The organism is Mycolicibacterium gadium, assembly GCF_010728925.1.
In the GTDB taxonomy this organism is placed as follows: Bacteria; Actinomycetota; Actinomycetes; order Mycobacteriales; family Mycobacteriaceae; genus Mycobacterium; species Mycobacterium gadium.
Genome location: NZ_AP022608.1, coordinates 1,546,952 through 1,566,926 on the forward strand (window position 1 = coordinate 1,546,952; position 19,975 = coordinate 1,566,926).

Annotated in this window: 23 protein-coding genes and 2 pseudogenes; 11 read left to right on the forward strand and 14 right to left on the reverse strand. The window is 65.9% G+C overall.

Features of this window, described 5'->3' with window-relative positions:
- Window positions 1-33: 33 nt before the first annotated feature.
- Complete coding sequence (locus G6N36_RS07730) at window positions 34-543, forward strand: amino-acid N-acetyltransferase (protein ID WP_372512219.1); 510 nt, start codon at window positions 34-36, stop codon at window positions 541-543.
- On the opposite strand, the gene G6N36_RS07735 is transcribed toward G6N36_RS07730, so the two are convergent.
- Both G6N36_RS07735 and G6N36_RS07740 read right to left on the reverse strand, forming a co-directional pair.
- Window positions 533-1,060, reverse strand: coding sequence for a peroxiredoxin-like family protein (locus tag G6N36_RS07735; protein WP_163685996.1), 528 nt, complete (start codon window positions 1,058-1,060; stop codon window positions 533-535). The genes G6N36_RS07730 and G6N36_RS07735 overlap by 11 nt on opposite strands.
- A gap of 43 nt (window positions 1,061-1,103) precedes the next feature.
- Window positions 1,104-3,581, reverse strand: a complete 2,478-nt coding sequence (locus G6N36_RS07740) for an FtsK/SpoIIIE family DNA translocase (protein ID WP_163685997.1) — start codon at window positions 3,579-3,581, stop codon at window positions 1,104-1,106.
- 97 nt (window positions 3,582-3,678) lie between these two features.
- Here G6N36_RS07740 and G6N36_RS07745 point away from each other — a divergent pair, with 97 nt between their 5' ends.
- The 4 genes from G6N36_RS07745 (at window position 3,679) to G6N36_RS07760 (ending at window position 6,202) form a co-directional block, all read left to right on the forward strand.
- Complete coding sequence (locus tag G6N36_RS07745) at window positions 3,679-4,128, forward strand: DUF2834 domain-containing protein (protein ID WP_163685998.1); 450 nt, start codon at window positions 3,679-3,681, stop codon at window positions 4,126-4,128.
- 84 nt (window positions 4,129-4,212) lie between these two features.
- Entirely contained in the window at window positions 4,213-4,527 is a 315-nt protein-coding gene (locus tag G6N36_RS07750) for a putative quinol monooxygenase (RefSeq protein ID WP_163685999.1), read from the forward strand.
- Entirely contained in the window at window positions 4,527-5,330 is an 804-nt protein-coding gene (locus G6N36_RS07755; protein WP_163686000.1) for a mycofactocin-coupled SDR family oxidoreductase, read from the forward strand. The genes G6N36_RS07750 and G6N36_RS07755 overlap by 1 nt, the downstream gene beginning before the upstream one ends.
- Complete coding sequence (locus G6N36_RS07760) at window positions 5,330-6,202, forward strand: SAM-dependent methyltransferase (RefSeq protein WP_163686001.1); 873 nt, start codon at window positions 5,330-5,332, stop codon at window positions 6,200-6,202. Before G6N36_RS07755 ends, G6N36_RS07760 begins: the two co-directional genes overlap by 1 nt.
- A gap of 5 nt (window positions 6,203-6,207) precedes the next feature.
- On the opposite strand, the gene G6N36_RS07765 is transcribed toward G6N36_RS07760, so the two are convergent.
- Genes G6N36_RS07765 through thyX form a run of 3 tightly spaced genes read right to left on the reverse strand, consistent with a single transcriptional unit; the run spans window position 6,208 to window position 9,567 of the window.
- Window positions 6,208-7,887, reverse strand: coding sequence for a ribonuclease J (locus G6N36_RS07765; protein ID WP_163686002.1), 1,680 nt, complete (start codon window positions 7,885-7,887; stop codon window positions 6,208-6,210).
- Complete coding sequence (gene dapA / locus G6N36_RS07770) at window positions 7,887-8,795, reverse strand: 4-hydroxy-tetrahydrodipicolinate synthase (protein ID WP_179964910.1); 909 nt, start codon at window positions 8,793-8,795, stop codon at window positions 7,887-7,889. Before dapA ends, G6N36_RS07765 begins: the two co-directional genes overlap by 1 nt.
- A 19-nt stretch (window positions 8,796-8,814) precedes the next feature.
- Window positions 8,815-9,567, reverse strand: a complete 753-nt coding sequence (gene thyX, locus G6N36_RS07775) for an FAD-dependent thymidylate synthase (RefSeq protein ID WP_163686004.1) — start codon at window positions 9,565-9,567, stop codon at window positions 8,815-8,817.
- A 130-nt stretch (window positions 9,568-9,697) separates the two neighbouring features.
- On the opposite strand from thyX, the gene G6N36_RS07780 reads away from it, so the two are divergent.
- Together G6N36_RS07780 and G6N36_RS07785 are read left to right on the forward strand one after the other, a co-directional pair.
- Complete coding sequence (locus tag G6N36_RS07780) at window positions 9,698-9,997, forward strand: DUF4193 domain-containing protein (protein ID WP_163686005.1); 300 nt, start codon at window positions 9,698-9,700, stop codon at window positions 9,995-9,997.
- A gap of 35 nt (window positions 9,998-10,032) precedes the next feature.
- The gene (locus tag G6N36_RS07785) at window positions 10,033-10,620 is read left to right on the forward strand and encodes a nucleoside deaminase (RefSeq protein ID WP_163686006.1); all 588 of its coding nucleotides are present in this window, start codon (window positions 10,033-10,035) and stop codon (window positions 10,618-10,620) included.
- Here the strand turns inward: G6N36_RS07785 and G6N36_RS07790 are convergent.
- Genes G6N36_RS07790 through G6N36_RS07805 form a run of 4 tightly spaced genes read right to left on the reverse strand, consistent with a single transcriptional unit; the run spans window position 10,613 to window position 13,904 of the window.
- Window positions 10,613-11,362: an alpha/beta hydrolase gene (locus G6N36_RS07790; RefSeq protein WP_163686007.1), complete on the reverse strand. Its 750-nt coding sequence runs from the start codon at window positions 11,360-11,362 to the stop codon at window positions 10,613-10,615. The two genes, G6N36_RS07785 and G6N36_RS07790, sit on opposite strands and share 8 nt — an antisense overlap.
- A gap of 54 nt (window positions 11,363-11,416) precedes the next feature.
- On the reverse strand, window positions 11,417-12,631 hold the full coding sequence (locus G6N36_RS07795) for a winged helix-turn-helix domain-containing protein (RefSeq protein ID WP_163686008.1): 1,215 nt from the start codon (window positions 12,629-12,631) through the stop codon (window positions 11,417-11,419).
- Entirely contained in the window at window positions 12,628-13,113 is a 486-nt protein-coding gene (locus G6N36_RS07800; protein WP_163686009.1) for a dihydrofolate reductase, read from the reverse strand. Before G6N36_RS07800 ends, G6N36_RS07795 begins: the two co-directional genes overlap by 4 nt.
- A complete protein-coding gene (locus G6N36_RS07805; protein ID WP_179964911.1) occupies window positions 13,110-13,904 on the reverse strand; it encodes a thymidylate synthase in 795 nt (264 codons plus the stop codon). Before G6N36_RS07805 ends, G6N36_RS07800 begins: the two co-directional genes overlap by 4 nt.
- 60 nt (window positions 13,905-13,964) lie before the next feature.
- On the opposite strand from G6N36_RS07805, the gene G6N36_RS07810 reads away from it, so the two are divergent.
- The 3 genes and pseudogenes from G6N36_RS07810 to G6N36_RS07820 all read left to right on the forward strand — a co-directional run bounded on the left by G6N36_RS07810 (window position 13,965) and on the right by G6N36_RS07820 (window position 17,006).
- Complete coding sequence (locus G6N36_RS07810; protein WP_163686011.1) at window positions 13,965-14,702, forward strand: dienelactone hydrolase family protein; 738 nt, start codon at window positions 13,965-13,967, stop codon at window positions 14,700-14,702.
- 42 nt (window positions 14,703-14,744) lie between these two features.
- On the forward strand, window positions 14,745-15,662 hold the full coding sequence (locus G6N36_RS07815; protein WP_163686012.1) for an HpcH/HpaI aldolase/citrate lyase family protein: 918 nt from the start codon (window positions 14,745-14,747) through the stop codon (window positions 15,660-15,662).
- A gap of 57 nt (window positions 15,663-15,719) precedes the next feature.
- Window positions 15,720-17,006: pseudogene (locus tag G6N36_RS07820) on the forward strand (DUF222 domain-containing protein).
- Between the two features lie 73 nt (window positions 17,007-17,079).
- On the opposite strand, the gene G6N36_RS07825 reads toward G6N36_RS07820, so the two are convergent.
- The 4 genes and pseudogenes from G6N36_RS07825 to G6N36_RS29750 form a co-directional block, all read right to left on the reverse strand.
- Entirely contained in the window at window positions 17,080-17,541 is a 462-nt protein-coding gene (locus G6N36_RS07825) for a hypothetical protein (protein ID WP_163686013.1), read from the reverse strand.
- Window positions 17,542-17,659: 118 nt separating this feature from the next.
- Window positions 17,660-18,142, reverse strand: coding sequence for a nitroreductase/quinone reductase family protein (locus G6N36_RS07830; protein ID WP_163686014.1), 483 nt, complete (start codon window positions 18,140-18,142; stop codon window positions 17,660-17,662).
- Window positions 18,143-18,231: 89 nt separating this feature from the next.
- Window positions 18,232-19,005 (reverse strand): SDR family NAD(P)-dependent oxidoreductase, encoded by a 774-nt coding sequence (locus tag G6N36_RS07835; RefSeq protein WP_163686015.1) that lies wholly within the window; start codon window positions 19,003-19,005, stop codon window positions 18,232-18,234.
- Between the two features lie 125 nt (window positions 19,006-19,130).
- Window positions 19,131-19,235, reverse strand: a pseudogene (locus G6N36_RS29750) (flavodoxin family protein); the annotation flags it as partial.
- Window positions 19,236-19,292: 57 nt separating this feature from the next.
- Here G6N36_RS29750 and G6N36_RS07845 point away from each other — a divergent pair.
- Entirely contained in the window at window positions 19,293-19,496 is a 204-nt protein-coding gene (locus G6N36_RS07845) for a hypothetical protein (RefSeq protein ID WP_163686016.1), read from the forward strand.
- 56 nt (window positions 19,497-19,552) lie between these two features.
- Here the strand turns inward: G6N36_RS07845 and G6N36_RS07850 are convergent, their stop codons facing one another.
- The gene (locus G6N36_RS07850; protein ID WP_163690536.1) at window positions 19,553-19,954 is read right to left on the reverse strand and encodes a flavodoxin family protein; all 402 of its coding nucleotides are present in this window, start codon (window positions 19,952-19,954) and stop codon (window positions 19,553-19,555) included.
- Window positions 19,955-19,975: the final 21 nt, after the last annotated feature.

A 19,975-nucleotide genomic window follows, 5' to 3' on the forward strand; every position in this document is an offset into this window, starting at 1 on the left:
AATATCGGTTGCTGTGACGGATACTCTCCACGTGTGAGCGCAGATCCCGGATCGGTCGCCATCCGGCGGGCCAGAACTTCGGATGTGCCTGCGATCAAGGCTCTGGTCGACATCTACTCCGGCAAGATCCTGCTGGAGAAGAACCTGGTGACGCTCTACGAGGCCGTCCAGGAGTTCTGGGTCGCCGAGCTCGACGGCGAACTGATCGGGTGCGGCGCCCTGCACGTCCTGTGGTCGGACCTCGGCGAAGTGCGCACAGTCGCGGTGCACCCGAAGGTCAGGGGTCAAGGGGTCGGGCACGCGATCGTCGACCGGCTGCTGGACGTGGCCAGGGATCTGCACCTGGAGCGCATCTTCGTTCTGACCTTCGAAGTCGCATTCTTCAGCCGTCACGGCTTCCAGGAGATCGACGGCACGCCGGTCACGGCTGAGGTCTTCGAGGAGATGTGCCGCTCGTATGACACCGGCGTGGCCGAGTTCCTCGATCTGTCCTACGTCAAGCCGAACATCCTCGGCAACACCCGAATGCTGCTCACTCTGTAGCGAGTTTCAGCAATTCGTCGACCGACCATTGGTCGTCGGCATGGATGCCGTACTTGCAGGCGCGGATGGTGCCATCCGGCTCGATCAAGAAATCCGCGGGATTGCCAAGGTGATCCTCCCCCGGGGCGAGGGCACCGAAGACCGAGGTGGAGTGTCTGATTCCACGGACGGCGGCTCTAACCGCACCTAGATGTAACACGGAGCGCAGTGACGACTCGACGCCGAACTCCTTGTACAGCTTGCGTTCCGGATCGGCTACCATCGCGAACGGGACATCAGCAACGTATTGCCGAAGCCGGTCCGCGGCAGAGTGGAACACGACGAGCTCAGTGACCCCGGCGTTCTCGATCTCATCGCGCCGACGTGCTACGTCTCGAAGATGAAGGTTGCAGATCGGGCACCCCGCGAAACGTCGGAATTGCAGGTGAACCAGCCGCTCCGGCGCAGGCACGCTTACGTGAGTGTCTGTGACAGTGCTCAGCGTTCGAGCCTTGACCTTGTCGCCCGCGGTGAACATCCCAACGCTTCCGTTTAGCCGGACTCCATGCTAACCGCGACTCTCACTCCTCGTCGTCGTCACCCGCGTCGCCGCCGCGGATCAACATGAGCGTGCCCGCCAGCTCGTCGGGCTTGACCAACACCTCGCGCGCCTTGGATCCCTCGCTGGGGCCGACGATGTTGCGGGTCTCCATCAGGTCCATCAGCCGGCCCGCCTTGGCGAAGCCCACCCGCAACTTGCGCTGGAGCATCGACGTCGAACCGAACTGACTGGACACGACCAGCTCGACCGCCTGCAGGAACACGTCCATGTCGTCGCCGATGTCCGGGTCGACGTCGGTGCGCTCGCTGGTGGTCTTGGCCGCGGTGACGCCCTCGGTGTATTCCGGCTCGGCCTGGGACTTCGTGGCTTCGACGACGGCGTGGATCTCCTCGTCGGTGATGAACGCGCCCTGCAGACGGATTGGCTTGTTCGCGCCCATCGGCAGGAACAGCCCGTCACCCATGCCGATGAGCTTCTCGGCGCCCTGCTGGTCGAGGATCACGCGGCTGTCGGTCAGCGACGACGTGGCGAACGCCAGGCGCGACGGAACGTTGGTCTTGATGAGCCCGGTGACGACGTCCACCGACGGCCGCTGCGTGGCGAGCACCAGGTGGATGCCCGCGGCGCGGGCCTTCTGCGTGATACGCACGATGGCGTCCTCCACATCACGTGGTGCGGTCATCATCAGGTCCGCGAGCTCGTCGACGATCGCGAGGATGTAGGGGTACGGCTTGTACTCACGCTGGCTGCCCAGCGGCGCGGTGATCTCCCCCGACCGAACCTTTTTGTTGAAGTCGTCGATGTGCCGCACGCGCGACGCCTGCATGTCCTGGTAGCGCTGCTCCATCTCCTCGACCAGCCACGCCAGCGCCGCGGCCGCCTTCTTGGGCTGCGTGATGATGGGGGTGATCAGATGCGGAATACCTTCGTAGGGCGTCAGTTCCACCATCTTCGGGTCGATCAGGATCATCCTGACCTCCTCGGGAGTCGCGCGCGCCAGCAGCGACACGAGCATCGAGTTGACGAAGCTCGACTTGCCCGAGCCGGTCGAGCCGGCCACCAGCAGGTGCGGCATCTTGGCGAGGTTGGCCGAGATGTACTCGCCCTCGATGTCCTTACCGAGGCCGATCACCAATGGGTGGTGGTCACTACGGGTACCCGGGTCGGTCAAAACGTCTGCCAGCCGGACCATCTCCCGATCGGTGTTGGGCACCTCGATGCCCACGGCGGACTTGCCCGGGATCGGCGCGAGCATCCGGACGCTCTCGGTCGCGACGGCGTAGGCGATATTGCGTTGTAGCGCCGTGATCTTCTCGACCTTGACGCCGGGGCCAAGCTCGACCTCGTAGCGGGTGACGGTCGGCCCGCGTGTGCAGCCGGTCACCGTGGCGTTCACCTTGAACTGCTCGAGCACCTCGGTGATCGACTCGATCATCCGGTCGTTGCCGGCGCTGCGCCGCTTCGGCGGATCGCCCGCGATCAACAGGTCGAGCGACGGCAGCGTGTACGGCCCCTCGACGACGCGGTCGACGATCTTGGGCTTGGCCGTCTTCTTCTTGCGTGCGCTGGCGGCGGGCTCGGGAATGGTCGGTGTCTCGTCCTCGATCGGGTAGTTCTCCATCGGCGTGCCGCCGTTGAACGTCGCCGGCCCCCCGGCTCCGGAAGGCCAGGCCGTCGCCTCGTCGTCGCCGTAGCCGGCGGGGTCGTCGTAGTACCCGTCGGAGAAATCGTCGGAGCCGGCGACGACGGTTTCTTCGTCGTAGTACTCGTCATCGTCGTAGTACTCACCGCGGAACGAACGCGTGGACCACATGCTCCGAACCGCTTCGGGCACTTCGCGAATCGTCGTGCCGGTCACCAACAGCAGACCGAACAGTGCACCGATCACCAGCAGCGGCATCGCGATCCACACGGTCAGCCCGTCGGACAACGGGCCGCCGATGGCGAACCCGATGAAGCCGGCGGCGTGCTGTCGGGCGACGGGGTCGGCAGGCGATCCCGCCCACAGATGCCACAGCCCCAGGACGGGCAGCACGATCATCGCCGTGCCGAGCATCAGGCGCGGCCGGGAGTCGGGGTTGGGCTCGGTGCGCATCAGCACGACGGCGGCGGCGGCCAGTGCGATCGGCACCAATGCGACCGAGGAGCCGATCAGCACCCGCAGGAAGGTGTCGATCCACGCGCCGACGGGCCGGGCCGCGTCGAACCATGAGCTCGCAGCGATCACCACGGCGATGCCGAGCAGGGCCAGCGCGATGCCGTCGCGGCGGTGACCCGGCTCGAGCTCGCGGGCCCGGCCGACGGACCGCGCCGTCGACCCGGCTCCCTTGGCCAGCATCAGCCACCCCGCCCGCACCCCACGGCCCACGGTGGCGCCGGCCGCCGACACCGGTGACGGACCCCGCCGCGGCGTCGGCTTGCGCTTCTGGGCGGTCCGCGCGCCGGACTTTGACCTGCTAGAGCGGCTGCCGGAACGCGCGGCGGTCTTACTAGGCATGCTGTAAGACTAGTCGCAATGGCCCCACAATCACCATCAGCCACACGGGTCACAGAAAGGTATCAATCCCTGAGCTGATACGTCGTAGCGTGCCGGGATGACCGAAAAGACGCAGCTAGCGGGACTTCCGACTGCGAGCAAGGTGCTTTGCGCCGTATACGCGCTGACTTCCCTCGTGGCCCTCGTCGCGACCTGGAGCCAGAATCTGGCCTATTGGGACGCCCCGAACTTCATAGCGGCGTTCGCCAACGACACCAAGGTGACCCCGGCCGCCCGGTCACTGACGGTCGATCTGTTTCTGCTCGCCTTCCCCGCGGTGATCCTGATGGTGGCGGAAGCGCGAAAACACCGCGTCAGGTACGTCTGGGCCTACGTCCTGGCCGGCGCCGTCACGGCGATCAGCGTCACCTTCCCGCTGTTTCTGATCGCTCGCGAGTTGCGAATCGCGCAGACCGACCCCACCGTGTTGCGACGCGGCGACACGATTCCACTGGCAATCCTCGGAATCGCCACCGCGGCGATCGTGATCTGGGTCGATGTGGGCTGAGCACCGGGTAGGCGCGATTTAGTTAGGTTCGCTGAGTAGGGTGATCACCGTTCCGGCCAGCACTCACCGAGGAGTTCACCGCCCATGCCCGTCGTCGTCGTCGCAACCATGAAAGCAAAACCCGAGTCGGTGGACACCGTCCGGGACGCATGCAAGCAGGCCATCGAGGCGGTGCATTCCGAACCCGGCTGTGACCTCTACGCACTGCACGAGGCCGACGGCACCTTCGTCTTCGTGGAGCAGTGGGCCGACGCCGATGCCTTGACGGCCCACAGCCAGGCGCCGGCCGTCGCAACACTGTTCGGCACCGTCGGCGAGCTCCTCGACGGCGCACCCGACATCAAGATGTTGCAGCCGGTCGTCGGGGGCGATCCCTCGAAGGGTGCACTGCGTCCGTAATGCGTGCCCTCGACGGCAAGGTCGCGTTCATCACCGGTGCCGCCCGAGGTCAGGGCCGCGCCGAGGCGGTCAGGCTGGCCGCCGACGGCGCAAGCATCATCGCCGTCGACATCTGCGACCAGATCGCATCGGTGCCCTATCCCCTGTCGACGCCAGACGATCTCGCGCTGACGGTGAAGCTCGTCGAGGACACCGGCGCGCGAATCGTGGCGCAGCAGGCCGATGTTCGCGATCGCGCGGCGCTGAATGCCGCCCTTCAGGCCGGGCTCGACGAGTTCGGCCGCCTCGACATCGTCATCGCCAATGCGGGTATCGCGCCGATGGAAACCGGTGACGCCGGCTGGCGCGACGTCGTCGATGTCAATCTGACGGGCACGTACCACACCGCCGAAGTCGCGATCCCCACGCTGATCGAGCAGGGCGACGGCGGCTCGATCGTGCTCATCAGCTCCGTCGCGGGCCTTGTCGGCATGGTCAGCGGGGACCCTGGTGCCATGGGCTACACAGCGGCAAAGCACGGCATCGTCGGACTGATGCGTCAGTACGCGAATATCCTTGCCGAACATAGCATTCGCGTGAATTCGGTACACCCCACCGGAGTGAACACGCCGATGATCGACAACGACTTCGTCAAGGCCTGGCTTCAGCGCATGGGCGTCCGGGCCGGGGGCAACGCACTGCCGGTGCCCGCGGTCGAGCCAGAGGACATCGCCAACGCGGTGGCGTGGCTGGTTTCCGATGCCGCGCGCTATGTGACCGGTGTGACGCTGCCCGTGGACGCGGGCGCGATCGTCAAGCGCTAATGGCAAATCCACCAGCCGCACAAACGGCTTTCGGGCCCATGGTGCTGGCCGCTGTCGAACATAACGAGGCGCCCGAACGCCGGCTCGTCGACGACGACTTGGCTCGCGCGTTCCTGCCCGCCGGCCTGCGCGGTCTCGTGAGTGCGACGCGGCTGGCTCCGCTGCGGCGGCTGATGATCGGCGCCACGGAACGAGCAGGCCAGGGGTTGTGGGCCAATCTGGCGTGTCGCAAGCGATTCATCGACGAGACGCTCGACGACGCGCTGCCCGATATCGATGCGGTGGTAATCCTGGGCGCCGGTATGGACACCATGCCGTATCGCCTCGCCCGGCGGTCCGATGTGCCGGTGTACGAAGTCGACCTGCCGGTGAACATCGAACGCAAGAAGGCGGCCGTCCGCCGAGTGTTGGGTGAGGCGCCTCCCTCGGTTCGGTTGGTGCCAGTGGATTTCGAGCGCGACGATCTGGCCGACGAACTGACCAGGGCGGGCCACCGCAGGGGCGATCGGGCGTTCTTCGTGTGGGAGGGCGTGACGCAGTATCTGACCGCAGATGCGGTGCACGCCACGTTCGAGTACCTGCGCAGCGCCGCGCCGTCGAGCCGGCTGGTGTTCACCTACGTGCGACGGGACTTCATCGACGGCACGAACCTGTACGGCGCGCGGTCGGCGTTTCGCCGGTTCCGTGAGAAGCAGCAGCTGTGGAAGTTCGGGTTGGATACAGACGCCGTCGCGGCGTTCGTCGCGCAGTACGGATGGCGGCTGATCGAGCAGGCGGGGCCGGACCACTTTCTGCACCGCTACGTCGAACCGTCTGGCCGCAAGCTCACGGCGTCGCAACTGGAGTGGACGGCGTACGCCGAGAAGACCTGAGCCCCCTAGATTTCGATGACCGTCGGCACGATCATCGGCTGGCGGCGGTAGCTCTCACCGACCCACTTGCCGACCGCCCGGCGTACCGCCTGGGCTATGCGGTTGATATCGGTCACCCGTTCGGCGGCAAGGGCTTCCAGCGCTTCCTCGACCTTGCGGGTGGCGGGTTCCAGCGACTTGGGGTCCTCCGAGAAGCCACGCGAGTGAAGTTGCGGAGCCGTCGCCAACTTACCGGTGCCGCTGCGCAGCACGACGGTGATACCGATGAAACCCGAAGACAGCGTGAGCCGTTCGCCGATCACCGTCTCGCCGACGTCCCCGAGGACGAGTCCGTCGACGAACATCTTGCCCGTCGACACCGCGCCGGAGACCGATGCCCGGCCCGCCACCAGATCGACGCTCACACCGTTCTCGGCAAGCACGATGTTCTCCTCGGGCACCCCGGTGCGGGTCGCCAGCGCCGCGTTCGCCCGGAGCATCCGCCAGGTTCCGTGCACCGGCATCACGTTGCGCGGCCGCACGCCGTTGTAGAGGAAGAGCAGTTCCCCGGCGTAGGCGTGGCCGGTGACATGCACTCGCACATGGGCATTCGTCACCACGCGAGCGCCGATCTTGGCCAGGGCATCCAGGACGCCGAAGATCGCTTCCTCGTTGCCGGGTATCTGCGATGACGACATGATGATGAGATCCCCGGCCGTCAGCGTGATGCTGCGGTGCTCGCCGCGCGACATCCGCGACAGCGCGGCCATCGTTTCGCCCTGCGTCCCCGTGGTCACGAGCACCACGCGCTCAGGAGGCATCATCTCGGCGGCGCCGATGTCGATGATGTCGTCATCGTTGGCGAGCGTGAGGTAGCCCAGCTCCTTGGCGATTCCCATGTTGCGGACCATCGACCGGCCCACGAACGACACCTTGCGGCCCAACGCGACCGCCGCATCGATGATCTGTTGCACGCGACCGACATTCGACGCGAAGCAGGCCACGATGACGCGCCCCTGTGCCCCACGCATCAGCCGGTGGATGTTCGGGCCGATCTCGCTCTCCGAGGGCCCCACTCCGGGGATCTCGGCGTTGGTGGAGTCGCACAGGAACAGGTCCACTCCGGAATCGCCGAGCCGTGACATGCCAGGTAGATCGGTCGGCTTCCCGTCGGGTGGTGACTGGTCGAGCTTGATGTCACCGGTGTGCAGCACGGTGCCCGCACCGGTGTGGATCGCGATGGCCAGACAGCCCGGGATGGAGTGGTTGACGGCGAAGTACTCGCATTCGAACACGCCGTGCCTCGAACTCTGACCCTCGTCCACCTCCTCGAATACCGGCTTGATGCGGTGCTCGCGGCATTTCTCGTTCACCAGCGCCAGCGTGAACTTCGAGCCGACCACCGGTATGTCGGGGCGCAGCTTGAGCAAGAACGGGATGGCCCCGATGTGGTCCTCGTGCGCATGGGTGAGCACCAGTGCTTCAACGTCGTCCAGGCGATCCTGGATCAGGCGAAGATCGGGCAGGATCAGATCGACCCCGGGCTCGTCGTGCGTCGGGAACAGGACACCGCAGTCGACGATCAGCAGCCGGCCCAGATGCTCGAAAACCGTCATGTTGCGGCCGATTTCGCTGATGCCGCCCAGCGCGGTGACCCGCAGTCCCCCCGGGGCCAGTGGCCCCGGCGGTGCGAGTTCTTCGTTCACTAGCGCAGCACCGTGGCGGCCCGCATATCTGCGGCTAGTTCGTCGATCTGGTCCGGTGTCGCCGGTATCTGCGGCAGCCGCGGGTTGCCGGCCTCGAAACCTTGCAGTCTCAACCCCTCCTTGGCCAGCGTCACACCGCCCAGACGTGCCTGTGCGTCGGCCAGCGGTCCGAGCGTGACGTTGATCTTGCGTGCCGTCGCGACATCGCCGGAGTTGAACGCCGACAACATGTCCCGCAGCTGACTCGCGGCGACGTGGCCCCATACGCTGATGAACCCGACGGCGCCCATCGCCAGCCACGGCAGGTTCAGCGCGTCGTCACCGGAGTAGTAGGCCAGCCCTGTCTCGGCGATGATCTGACCGCCGCCGTGCAGATCTCCCTTGGCATCCTTGATCGCCACGATGTTGGGGTGGGTGGCCAGCGTCCGGATGGTGTCCCATTCGATCGGGATGGCCGACCGCGGCGGAATGTCGTACAGCACTATCGGCAGCGGCGTGGCGTCGGCGACCGCGGTGAAATGCGCGACCAGCCCGGCCTGCGGCGGACGCGAGTAGTACGGCGTCACGACCAGCAGGCCCTGCGCACCCTCGCCGTGGCAGGCTCTGGCGAGCTCGATGCTGTGCTCGGTGTCGTACGTTCCGGCGCCGGCGATGATGCGGGCACGGTCCCCGACCGCCTCGAGTACTGCCCGCAGCAACGTCAGCTTCTCGCCGTCCGTCGTCGTCGGCGACTCACCGGTGGTGCCGGACAGCACCAGGCCATCGCAGCCCGCGTCGATCAAGCGGGTCGCCAGCCGGACCGCGGTGTCGGTGTCCAGGGTGCCGTCGGGCTTGAACGGGGTAGCCATCGCGGTCAGCACGGTGCCCAGCTGGGCTGTCACGTCGAATCCGCCGGTACTCACGAACAGTGAGATTACCCGCTCGGGGTCACGCCTCTGTGGCTAGCGGGCTGGTTGCCACCTCGGTGCCGTCAGCCAGCGCATAGATCTCGAAGTCCGAGAACGCCTGCGGTGCGACCTCGATCAATTGGCGCAGACACTCGATGGCCAGGCGGCGAATCTCGATGTCGGCGTGCTCGCTGGCGCGCATCGCGATGAAATGCCGCCACGCGCGGTAATTGCCGGTGACGACGATGCGGGTCTCGGTGGCGTTGGGCAGCACCGCCCTGGCGGCCTGTCGGGCCTGCTTACGTCGAAGTACGGCGCTCGGCTCGTCCGCGAGCCGAGCCTCCAACCTGCCCAGCAGTTCGGTGTACGTCGCGCGGCTGGCGTCGGCGGCGGCGGTGAGGATCCCTTCGAGTTCGGGATCGTTCTCGATACCGGGTGGCAGGACGACCTGCGCGTCGTGCTCGGGGACGTAGCGCTGCGACAGTTGCGAATAGGAGAAATGGCGGTGCCGAATCAGCTCGTGGGTGCACGACCGCGAGACCCCGGTGATGTAGAAGGACACCGACGCGTGTTCAAGCACCGAGAAGTGGCCGACGTCGATGATGTGCCGCAGATAGGCGGCATTGGTCGCGGTCCGCGGATTGGGCTTTGACCAGCTCTGATAGCACGCACGGCCGGCGAACTCCACCAGCGCAGGCCCGCCCTCGGCGTCTGTGCTCCACGACACGTCAGGCGGCGCCGCGAACTCCGTCTTGGCGATCAGCTGTACGCGCAACGGCGCGATCTCGGCCACGGCTCACCCTAGCGCGAGCGCCTCGTCACGGTTGGGACTGACGTGCGCGTTTGGGGTGCGGATCGGTGGGGAATTATGCGGTCCTCGGTCGGCGTTTAACGCAGCACCGAACTTGGAGGGAGAGTGGCCAATGCCCACTGATTACGACGCGCCCCGCACGCAGAACACGGACGAAGGCGACCAGTCTCTGGAGGAGATCGCCGCGCGCCGGCGCGACGAGGTCGACGTGGCGGTGCTCGATGTCGATGACGGTGATGCCGTCGACGCGATCGACCTGCCCGACATCGATCTGTCGGGTGAAGAGCTCACTGTTCGGGTGATCCCGAAGCAGGCCAACGAATTCACCTGCTCCAGTTGCTTCCTGGTGCAGCACCGCAACAGGCTCGCGCTGCAGTCTGGCGACAGACTGGTGTGCGCGGACTGCGTCTGACCTTCTGGCGCCGCCATCGGCGCTAGTGTGACGCCATGGCAGGGCCGACCGTGGCATCGCGTCTTCTCGATGTGATCGAGCGCGACATCCTGCCGATGACCGAGCGCGGTGTCGCAGCGGGCAACAAAGTGTTCGGCGCCGCGTTGCTCCGTAAATCCGATATGTCGCTGGTGCTGTGCGGCACGAACAGCGAGACCGACAACCCGCTGCTGCACGGCGAGATCAGCACCCTTAACCAGTTCTACGAACTGCCCGACCGCCCGGCCACGCGCGACCTGGTGTTTTTATCCACCCATGAACCCTGCCCCCTGTGCCTGTCGGCCATCACATGGGCGGGGTTCGACAATTTCTACTACTTCTTCACCTATCAGGATTCGCGCGACGCATTCGGCATCCCCCACGACCTGACGATCCTCCAAGAGGTCTTCGGTGTCGAGGACGGCAACTACCGGCACACCAACGCGTTCTGGACCGGCCGTTCGATCCGCGACCTCATCGAGGCCGAACCCGAACCGCTGCGCAGCCGACTGCTCGAGCAGGATCGGTGCATCCGTGATGTCTATGCCGGACTGTCGCAGCAGTATCAAGACTCCAAGGTCGACAACGACATTCCGTTCAACTGACGGATTCGGTGACACGCGCCTCGAGCCATGCCATCACCGGCGGCGCGACCTGAGGTAGCGCCGAGTTCGCGACGATCCAGTGGGGCAGGTCCGGGTGGTGGTGCTGCTGAGCCGAATACCGGCGCGCGATGCGACGTGAGATCCACGTGGCGACGTTTCGATCGGCCCCGCCGCTGACGCACAACACCGGGCAGTGCACAGCGCGCGGATCGACGCGAGTGTCGCGGCTGCCCAAGCTCATCGAGCGGAACACGTGCGCAGAATCGGGGACGAATCCGGCGATGACTTCCTGTTGCTCTGCAGCGGGCAGTCCCGACAGCGGGACCGCGCGAAATGTTTTCTCCGACGGTTTCACCGGCCGGCCCTTGATGAGGCTTCCCATTATCGGGAACAGGTGAGGCAACGAGCGCAGCTGAGGCCACAACACACCCGGAGGCACCGGCGCCAGCAGCACCAACGCCCTGGGCTCGCGGGCCGCTGCCACATGCTGGGCGACCAGACCCCCGATGCTGTGCCCGATGACGATCGGCGTTTCGTCCAACTCGTCGTAGGCCGCGAGAGCGGCAGCGATGTAGTCGGACAACGTGACCCGCGACAGGACCGCCATGTCGACCGGATCGTGGCCGGGATACGCGGGCGCGTGGACTCGGTAGCCGGCTGACTCGAGCAGGCTCACCCAGCCCGCCAACAGCTTCGGGGTGCTGAACATGCCGTGTAGGAGCAGAATCGGTGGGCTGGACATGCCTTCATACTGGCGAGGATTCGGCGTCGAATCGATTACGCGCGAGGTAATGGTTCAGTGGGTGAGGGCTTGCTTCAGGGGCGTCACCAGGTCCCCCCGCTTGCGCACCGTGACGTCGGTCAGCCCCAGCCACGCCGCCATGGTCTGCAATTCCGCGGCCAACGGCGCCGCCAGGCGTGCGGGCTGCTCCCGCTCTTCGGCGAATGCACCGACGACGTTGAGCGTCCCCTCCGCCCGATCGGCCTTCAGGTCGACGCGGCCGACAAGCCTGCCGTCGAGCAGAAACGGCCATACGTAGTACCCGAACTGGCGCTTGGGGGCGGGCGTGTAAATCTCGATGCGGTAATGGAACTGCCACAGCCGCTCCACGCGCGGCCGGAAGAAGATCAACGGGTCGAACGGGCACAGCAGCGCCGTGCCACGGTCGCGCCGGGGCACGATCTGACCCGCACGCAGGTACGCCGGCGCCGCCCAACCGTCGACCTCGACCTGCTCCAGTTCCCCGTCGGCGACGAGCTTGGCGAGCGCCGGTTTGGATAGTTTCGGCGACAGCCGGAAGTAGTCCCGGAGGTCGGCTTCCGTGCCGATGCCGAGCGCTCCGGCGGCCCGCCGCATCAGTTCTCGCAGCGCTTCCTCGTCATCAACCTCCCTTGCCACGACCTCCGGCGGCAACACCCGCTCGGTGAGGTCGTAGTGGCGGGCGAACCCGATGCGGGTGGCGGTGGTCAGCACGCCAGCCGACCACAACGCCTCCGTCACCCACTTCGTGTCGCTGCGGTCCCACCACGGGCCCTTGCGGCCGCGCTGGTCGGCGCCGAGGTGGGCTTCGATCTGACCGGCGGTCGACGGTCCGAGTTCGGCGATGGCGGCGACGATGTCGTCGGCCAGTCGAGCGTTCTTCTTGACGATCTCCCTGCCCCAGCGGCCATGCGTGTACTCGCGCATGCGCCAGCGCATCAGCGGCCAGTCGTCCACCGCCATCAGGGCGGCCTCGTGCGCCCAATATTCCACGAGCAGCCGTGGCGAGCGGGTGCTCTGGCCCCACGCCGCACGATCCAGCACGTCGCGGTCGTAGTGCCCGAGCCTGCTGAACACCGGGGCGTAGTGCGCGCGCACCGCCACCGACACCGAATCCAGTTGCAGCACTTGGATCCGTGAGATCAGCCGACGCAGGTGTGCGCGCGTCACCGCCGCGCTCGGTCGCGGTTCGGCGAAGCCCTGGGCCGCGACGGCGATCCTGCGCGCCTGTGCCGAGGTCAGCGTGCTCATGGGCGAACGTAGCTGAAGAACCGATAGCGCAGACCCGAGGAACTGGTGAGCCACTCCCCTTCGGTGCCTATCCACTGTTCGTCCAGCGTGGGCGCCACCGCATCGCCGTCGTCGCGTGGCAGGTCGATCTCCACCTCGGTGACCTCGCACCGCGTCGCGAGCGGGAGCGCCAGCATGTAGATCTGTTCGCCGCCGATCACCCAGGTCATGTCGTCGGTCAGAGCGTCCTGAAGCAGGGGAACCACGAGCGCACCGTCGGCCATGTAGTCAGCTTGCCGGGTCAGTACGACATTTCTGCGGCCCGGCAGCGGCCGCACCTTCGCGGGCAGCGACTCCCAGGTCAGTCTTCCCATCACGACGGTGCGTCCCATCGTGAGCTCTTTGAAGCGGGCCTGGTCCTCGGGCAGCCGCCACGGAATACCTCCCCGGCGACCGATGACACCAGAAGTCGACTGGGCCCAGATCAGCCCCACCGTCGTCATACAGCCACGGGCGCCTTGATCGCCGGGTGCGGATCGTAATTCTTGATCACGACGTCGTCGTAGGTGTAGTCGAAGATCGAATCACGCGGTGCAAGAACAAGTTCCGGATAAGGCCGCGCCTCGCGGCTCAGCTGTTCGGTGACCTGCTCCACGTGATTGTCGTAAATGTGGCAGTCACCGCCGGTCCAGATGAACTCCCCCACCTCGAGCCCGGCCTGGGCGGCCATCATGTGGGTGAGCAGCGCGTAGCTGGCGATGTTGAAGGGAACGCCGAGGAACAGGTCGGCGCTGCGCTGGTAGAGCTGACAGCTCAGCCGGCGGTCGGCCACGTAGAACTGAAAGAACGCGTGACATGGAGGCAGGGCCATCTGCGGGATCTCGCCGACGTTCCAGGCCGACACGATGTTGCGGCGCGAATCCGGATCCGACTTGAGCAGCTCGAGCGCCGCGCTGATCTGGTCGATGTGGTCACCAGACGGGGTGGGCCACGACCGCCACTGCACCCCGTATACGGGCCCCAGATCGCCTGTCGGAGAGGCCCATTCGTCCCAGATCGTGACGCCGTGCTCCTGTAGCCAGCGCACGTTCGAGTCGCCGCGCAGGAACCACAACAACTCGTAGATGATCGATTTTGTGTGCACTTTCTTGGTGGTGAGCAGCGGGAAGCCCGCCGTCAGGTCGTAGCGCATCTGGTGGCCGAACAGGCTGCGGGTGCCGGTGCCGGTGCGGTCCGATTTCGCTGTCCCCCGCTCGAAAACCAGGCGAAGGAGGTCCTCATACGGCGTGCTTATAGACCCAGTGACCGGCACTCGGTCAGCTTACGTCCAGAGGGCAGGAGTAGAACCGAAGGCATGCCGACAACCACCGACTCCATCACGACCGCCGACGGGACCTGCCCGGTGACGTTGCACACTCCCGAGGGCGACGGACCGTGGCCGGGAATCGTCATGTACCCCGACGCCGGCGGGACGCGCCAGACCTTCCGCGAGATGGGCGACCAGCTGGCCGCCTACGGCTACGCCGTCCTGGTGCCCGATGTGTACTACCGCGACGGCGGCTGGGCCCCGTTCGAGATGGCGTCGGTGTTCAGCGACGAGAACGAGCGCAAGCGGCTGTTCTCGATGATCTCGAAGGTGACGCCGGACATCATGGCCGCCGACGCGGAGGCCTTCTTCGACTACCTGTCCGCACGGCCGGAGGTCACCGGCGAGGCGTATGGCACGACCGGATACTGCATGGGCGGGCGGACGTCGCTGGTGGTCGCGGGTCGTGTGCCGGAGCGTGTCGCCGCGGCGATGTCATTCCACGGCGGCGGTCTGGCGGCCGACGACCCCGGCAGCCCGCACCTGCTCGCCGATCAGATCAAAGCGGCCGTCTACGTCGGCGGTGCGGAGAACGACGCGTCCTTCACCCCGGAAGCAGCTGAAACCCTGGACAAGGCGCTTACCGCCGCAGACGTCGACCACACGATCGAGTGGTACGCGGCCGGGCACGGCTTCGCCGTACCGGACAACGGGCCGTATGACGAGGCGGCGGCCAAACGGCACTGGGACGCCATGGAGTCGTTCTTCGGCACGCACCTGGGCTGACCCCCGTAGCGCCGGTAGGTGCGCGTACGCCACCATTAACGCATGGCCCAGGCGACGGCAGAGCACTCGGATTCCGGCAACGGATCGCGCATCGATCCGGTACTGGCCCGCAGTTGGCTGTTGGTCAACGGCGCGCAGTACGACCGCTTCGCACCCGCGGCGGCGTCGCGCGCCGACATCGTCGTCCTCGACATCGAGGATGCGGTCGCCCCGAAGGACAAGCTCAGCGCCCGGGAGAACGTGATCCGGTGGCTCAGCGAGGGCAACAGTGACTGGGTCCGCGTCAACGGGTTCGGCACGCCGTGGTGGGCCGACGATCTCGACGCGTTGGGCAAGTTGTCGCCCGGCGGGGTGATGCTCGCGATGGTGGAGTCCGTCGACCACGTGACCGAAACCGCCAAGCGACTGCCGAACGTGCCGATCGTGGCGCTGGTGGAGACGGCGCGCGGTCTCGAGCGCATCACCGAGATCGCCGCCACGAAGGGCACATTCCGGCTGGCGTTCGGCATCGGGGATTTTCGACGGGATACCGGCTTCGGGGACAACCCGACGACGCTGGCGTATGCGCGGTCGCGATTCACGATCGCGGCCAAGGCGGCGCATCTCCCGAGCGCGATCGACGGGCCGACGGTCGGTTCCAGTGCGCTCAAGCTCAGTGAGGCGACGGCCGTGTCCGCCGAGTTCGGGATGACGGGCAAGATCTGCCTGACACCCGATCAGTGCCCGACGGTGAACGAGGGACTTTCACCGTCGGCAGAGGAAATCAGTTGGGCCAAGGAGTTTTTCGCCGAATTCGAACGTGACGGCGGCGAGATCCGCAACGGCTCCGACCTGCCGCGTATCGCGCGGGCCAACAAGATCCTGGACCTCGCTCGGTCCTACGGCATTCACGAATCGGACTTCGACGACGTCGACGACCCCGCGCATATCCCCGCGCCGTCGGACACCTACCACTACTGAGCTCTTCCTCGTCTCTGGGCGGCTGTAGTTGTCGGACCGTTCTGTTGTGATGGGGTCATGTCCTCGATCACCGCACCTGATGCGGGGGTCGTGCGTCCTAAAGATCGTCTGGAGGTGTTGCTCGGCGAGTTGGGTGAGCTGATGGGTCAGCGCAACGCCATCGACGGGCGCATCGTGGAGATCGTCGCGGAGATGGATCACGACCGGCTGTGGGGCATCACCGGGTGTCGCTCGCTCTCGGCGTTAGTGGCGTGGAAAACCGGCAGCTCGACGAGAAACGCCGAGAAGATCGCCGCGATCGCGCACCGGGCCACACAGTTTCCGCTGTGCCTGGCCGGCCTGCGCGAAGGCCGGCTGTCGATCGACCAGGTCGGCATCATCGCCGAGAAGGCCGGCGCGGGATCGGATGCGCACTACGTGAGCTTGGCCGAGTCCGCGACCGTCAGCCAGCTCAACACCGCGCTCAAACAAGAACCACCCCTACCACCAGAACCCGACCCCTGGCGCGACACCCAACCCGAACCCCAACCTGAACCCGAACGTCCGCCGTCGCTCACCAAAACCCACAGCGACGACCACTACACCTATTGGAAACTGGGCCTGTCGCACCTGGATGCCGCCACCTTCGACGCCGCCCTACAGTCGCACCTGGATGCCGCGATCGCGCAATAAAAACGCGACCACGACGACGAGGCCCTGCCCGCCGACATTCGGCCACCGTTTCCCACCCACGGCCAGGCGTTCATGAGCCTGATCCAGTCCGGAGCCGACGCCCAGGCCGCACGCCGCCCACACGGCCACCACACGACGATCGTGGCCCACCTCGACGTCAAAGACCAGATCGCCCAGCTGCATCTTGGTCCATTGCTGTCCGACGCCGATCGCCAATACCTGACCTGCGACGCCACCTGTGAGGTGTGGTTCCAACGCGACGGCCAACCTGTGGGCGCCGGGCGCACCACCCGCACCATCAGCCGCCGGCTGCGCCGCGCCCTGGAATACCGCCACCGCACCTGCGCGGTCCCGGGCTGTCACGCCACCCGTGGCCTGCACGCCCACCACATCATCCATTGGGAACACGGCGGCCCCACCGACCTGGACAACCTCGTGCTCGTCTGCCCCTTCCATCACCGGGCCCATCACCGCGGCGCCATCACCATCACCGGACCCGCCGACAACCTCACCGTCACCGACCACCACGGGAACACACTGAACCCGGGATCACTGGCCCGACCACCCAATCGACCCCCACCCGACGTCCCGCCCTACCGCGGACCCACCGGCGAACGCGCCCAATGGAAGTGGTACACACCCTTCCAACCCAAACCACCGAGCAACAACTAACGTGGATCAAACCGGTTGGCGCATCGAGAAATTGATGCAGTAGCTGCTGTTCAGCACGCAATGACCACTGCGACTATTGATACTTCTTGTCGTTTCTGTGTAGATAGCTGCCGATGGCGCGCGCAATCCCCCGGCCCGCATAGATGGCCGCGACCACAGACAAGATGATCATCGCGATGAACATCACGAGCCAGTTCGAACGGCTGTGGCTGACGTTCCACCAGACGATCGTGAACAGGACGGCGCAGATGAACACCACGATGTCGCGCCAATTCCCGCTGTAGGACGCAGCGGCTTCGCGTATCGCCCGCGACCGCTCTGTTCCTTCGATCAGATCGCTGATGCGCTCGGTGATGCTCGTCTTCAAGCGCTCTTTGAGTTCCGGCTGGTCGTCGGGAATCCGCTCCAGCAGGTCCATGTCCTTGGCGATCATGCCGCGGACATCGGGGCCCTTGAAGCTGCCCGCCGCGGCGCCCAGCAGGGCCCCGCCGGCGATCGGCGCTGCACCCAAAGCAAGATCGGCTATCCCTGGCATCGCTCGTCCTCCTCTGATTCCTGCGCCTTCGTGAAAAGTGTTGCAGCGAGCGCTTTCGCCAGCGGCAGGTCCGTGTCGAGGGGCAATAGTAGTTCGCCCCGGCGGCCACCGTACTGTTTCAAGACGCGACCGGGGTCAGGATGATGACCGGTATCTCCCGCGTCGTCCGTTCTTCGTAGTCTGCGAAATACGGGTACATCTCAACCAGTCGACGCCAGAGCTCCGGCCGTGCGTCCGAACTCGCCTCAGTCGCTTCGACTTGCATGGTTGAGTCCATGACCTGCACCTCGGCCCGCGGGTTGGCCCCCAAGTTGAGCCACCATGCGGGGTCGGTGTCACTGCCCGAATAGGCCGCGGCGATCACGAATTTGTCGCCGTCCTTTATGTAGATCACCGGGACGGTCCGTGGCTTACCAGACTTCCGCCCGGTCACGGTCAACAGCATGGTCGGATACTTCGCGTTCTGGGCCCTGCCGGCGGAAGCGCGATACGCCAGGGCGTGCATGGCGCTGAATAATCGGGTGACGGGTCGCATCGACGGCTTGCGCAGGATGTTGCTGACGGCGTTGAAAAACCGCGATATCCCACGAGTCGTCGCCACGGCTGTGCCTCCGGTTCGTAGTGGCCCAAGGGGTCTTGCTCGGCTTGCTTACACGACAACGTATTCGGCGGTCTTCGCCCAGCCCGCCGCTATTGCGCCAGAAATCCACCGTCGACGGGCAACACCGCGCCGGTGACGAACGAAGCTTCGTCGGAGGCCAGAAAGGCGATGGCGTTGGCGACCTCCGCCGGTTCACCTAGTCGGCCCATGGGGTGCATGCGCTGGATGTCATCGAGGTACTCCGCGCCGCCCGGTTCTTCCGGAAGCCGGTTGACCCGCTCGGTTCGAATCGTCCCCGGCGCAACGGCGTTCACCCTGATACCGCGGTCAGCCCACTCGACCGCCAGGTGCTTGGTCAGGCCGGTAGCGACGAACTTGGCCGGTCCGTAGGCCGCCTGACGTTTCTGGCCGGCCAGTCCCGAGATCGAGGAGAGGCACACAATGGCACCTCCACCGTTCGACGCCATCGCTTCGATCGCGAATTTGCAGGTGAGGAACATGCCGCGCCCATCGATCGCCATGACTTCGTCCCACGCGGCGGCCGTCACCTCTGTCGCGTCGCCGAGCGGGATGATGCCGGCGTTGGCGACGAGCACGTCCAGACGCCCAAAGCGATCGATTGCGGCCGCGATCATCCGACGCGCGTCCTCCTCGACGGAGACGTCGCCGACGACCGTCTCGACTTCGACACCGCTACGCCGCAATTCATCGGCTAGCCCAAGCAGCGGTTCGCGTTGAATATCAGTCATGATCAGACGTGCGCCCTCGCGACCAAAGACCTCGGCGGTCGCCCGCCCGATGCCCATCGCCGCCCCGGTGATCACCGCCGACTTGCCGAGGAGACGTCCAGGTCCGTGGTTCACAACTTTCTCCGAATCCGCCGCATGAACGGGTTGGCCACCGGCGGACAACCTCGCGTCAACGTGAACAGTGCCAGTGATCCTGCGCTCTGGCCGTGGCAATCGAGTGATTGGTGTTGAAGGACCGGGACGACAACGTATTCGGCGGCCTTCGTCCAGCCCAGGCCGGTAGTGATCGCGGTGACTCCGTTTTGGGCACCCTCGGTGCCCTCGTTGACGTGGAGGAGCGCGCCGCTGTTGACGTGCGCTCAAACGTCCGCGACGACCGTAGCCGTGCCATCATTTGACAGATGATCGACACGGAGGTGCTCTGGATCTTCGCGCTGGCGATCTCTATGTCGACCACTATCGTGATCGCGCTCGCGTGGCGTGCACGGCCCCGCCACCGTGAATCGGCCGAGGAACAATACCGGCGGGCAGTCACAGACATACGTGAGAAGCTTCCTACGCGCTCGGAAAACCCTTGGCCTGGAATGTTCGGCTCGGGCGGATAGCCCTGTTCATGCGCCCGAATCACGGCCGCTCACAAGCCTGATGAACCATGAGCCGCTCATTCCATCAACTGAGCGGCGACCGTGGCACCGAGGTTCCAGCACGCTTCGACGTCGGCCTTCGTCGGCTTGCCCATCACCACCACGTATTCCGCAGCCTGCACCCAGCCGAGCCCGGTCGTGATGGCCGCGAGACCCCGCTCGGCTCCCTCGGTGCCCTCGTTGCCATGGAGGTAGACACCGAACGGACGCCCGCGCGTCGAGTCGAGGAGCTGGTAGTACGCGCTGTCGAACGCGTGCTTCATGGCACCGCTGAGGTACCCGAGGTTGGCCGGGGTGCCCAGCAAGTAGCCGTCGGCCTCCAGCATCTCGACCGGAGATACCGTGAGCGCCGGTCGCCGCACGACTTCGACGCCCTCGATCTCGGGCGCGGTCGCACCGGCCACGACCGCCTCAAACATCTCCTGGCAGTGCGGGGATGG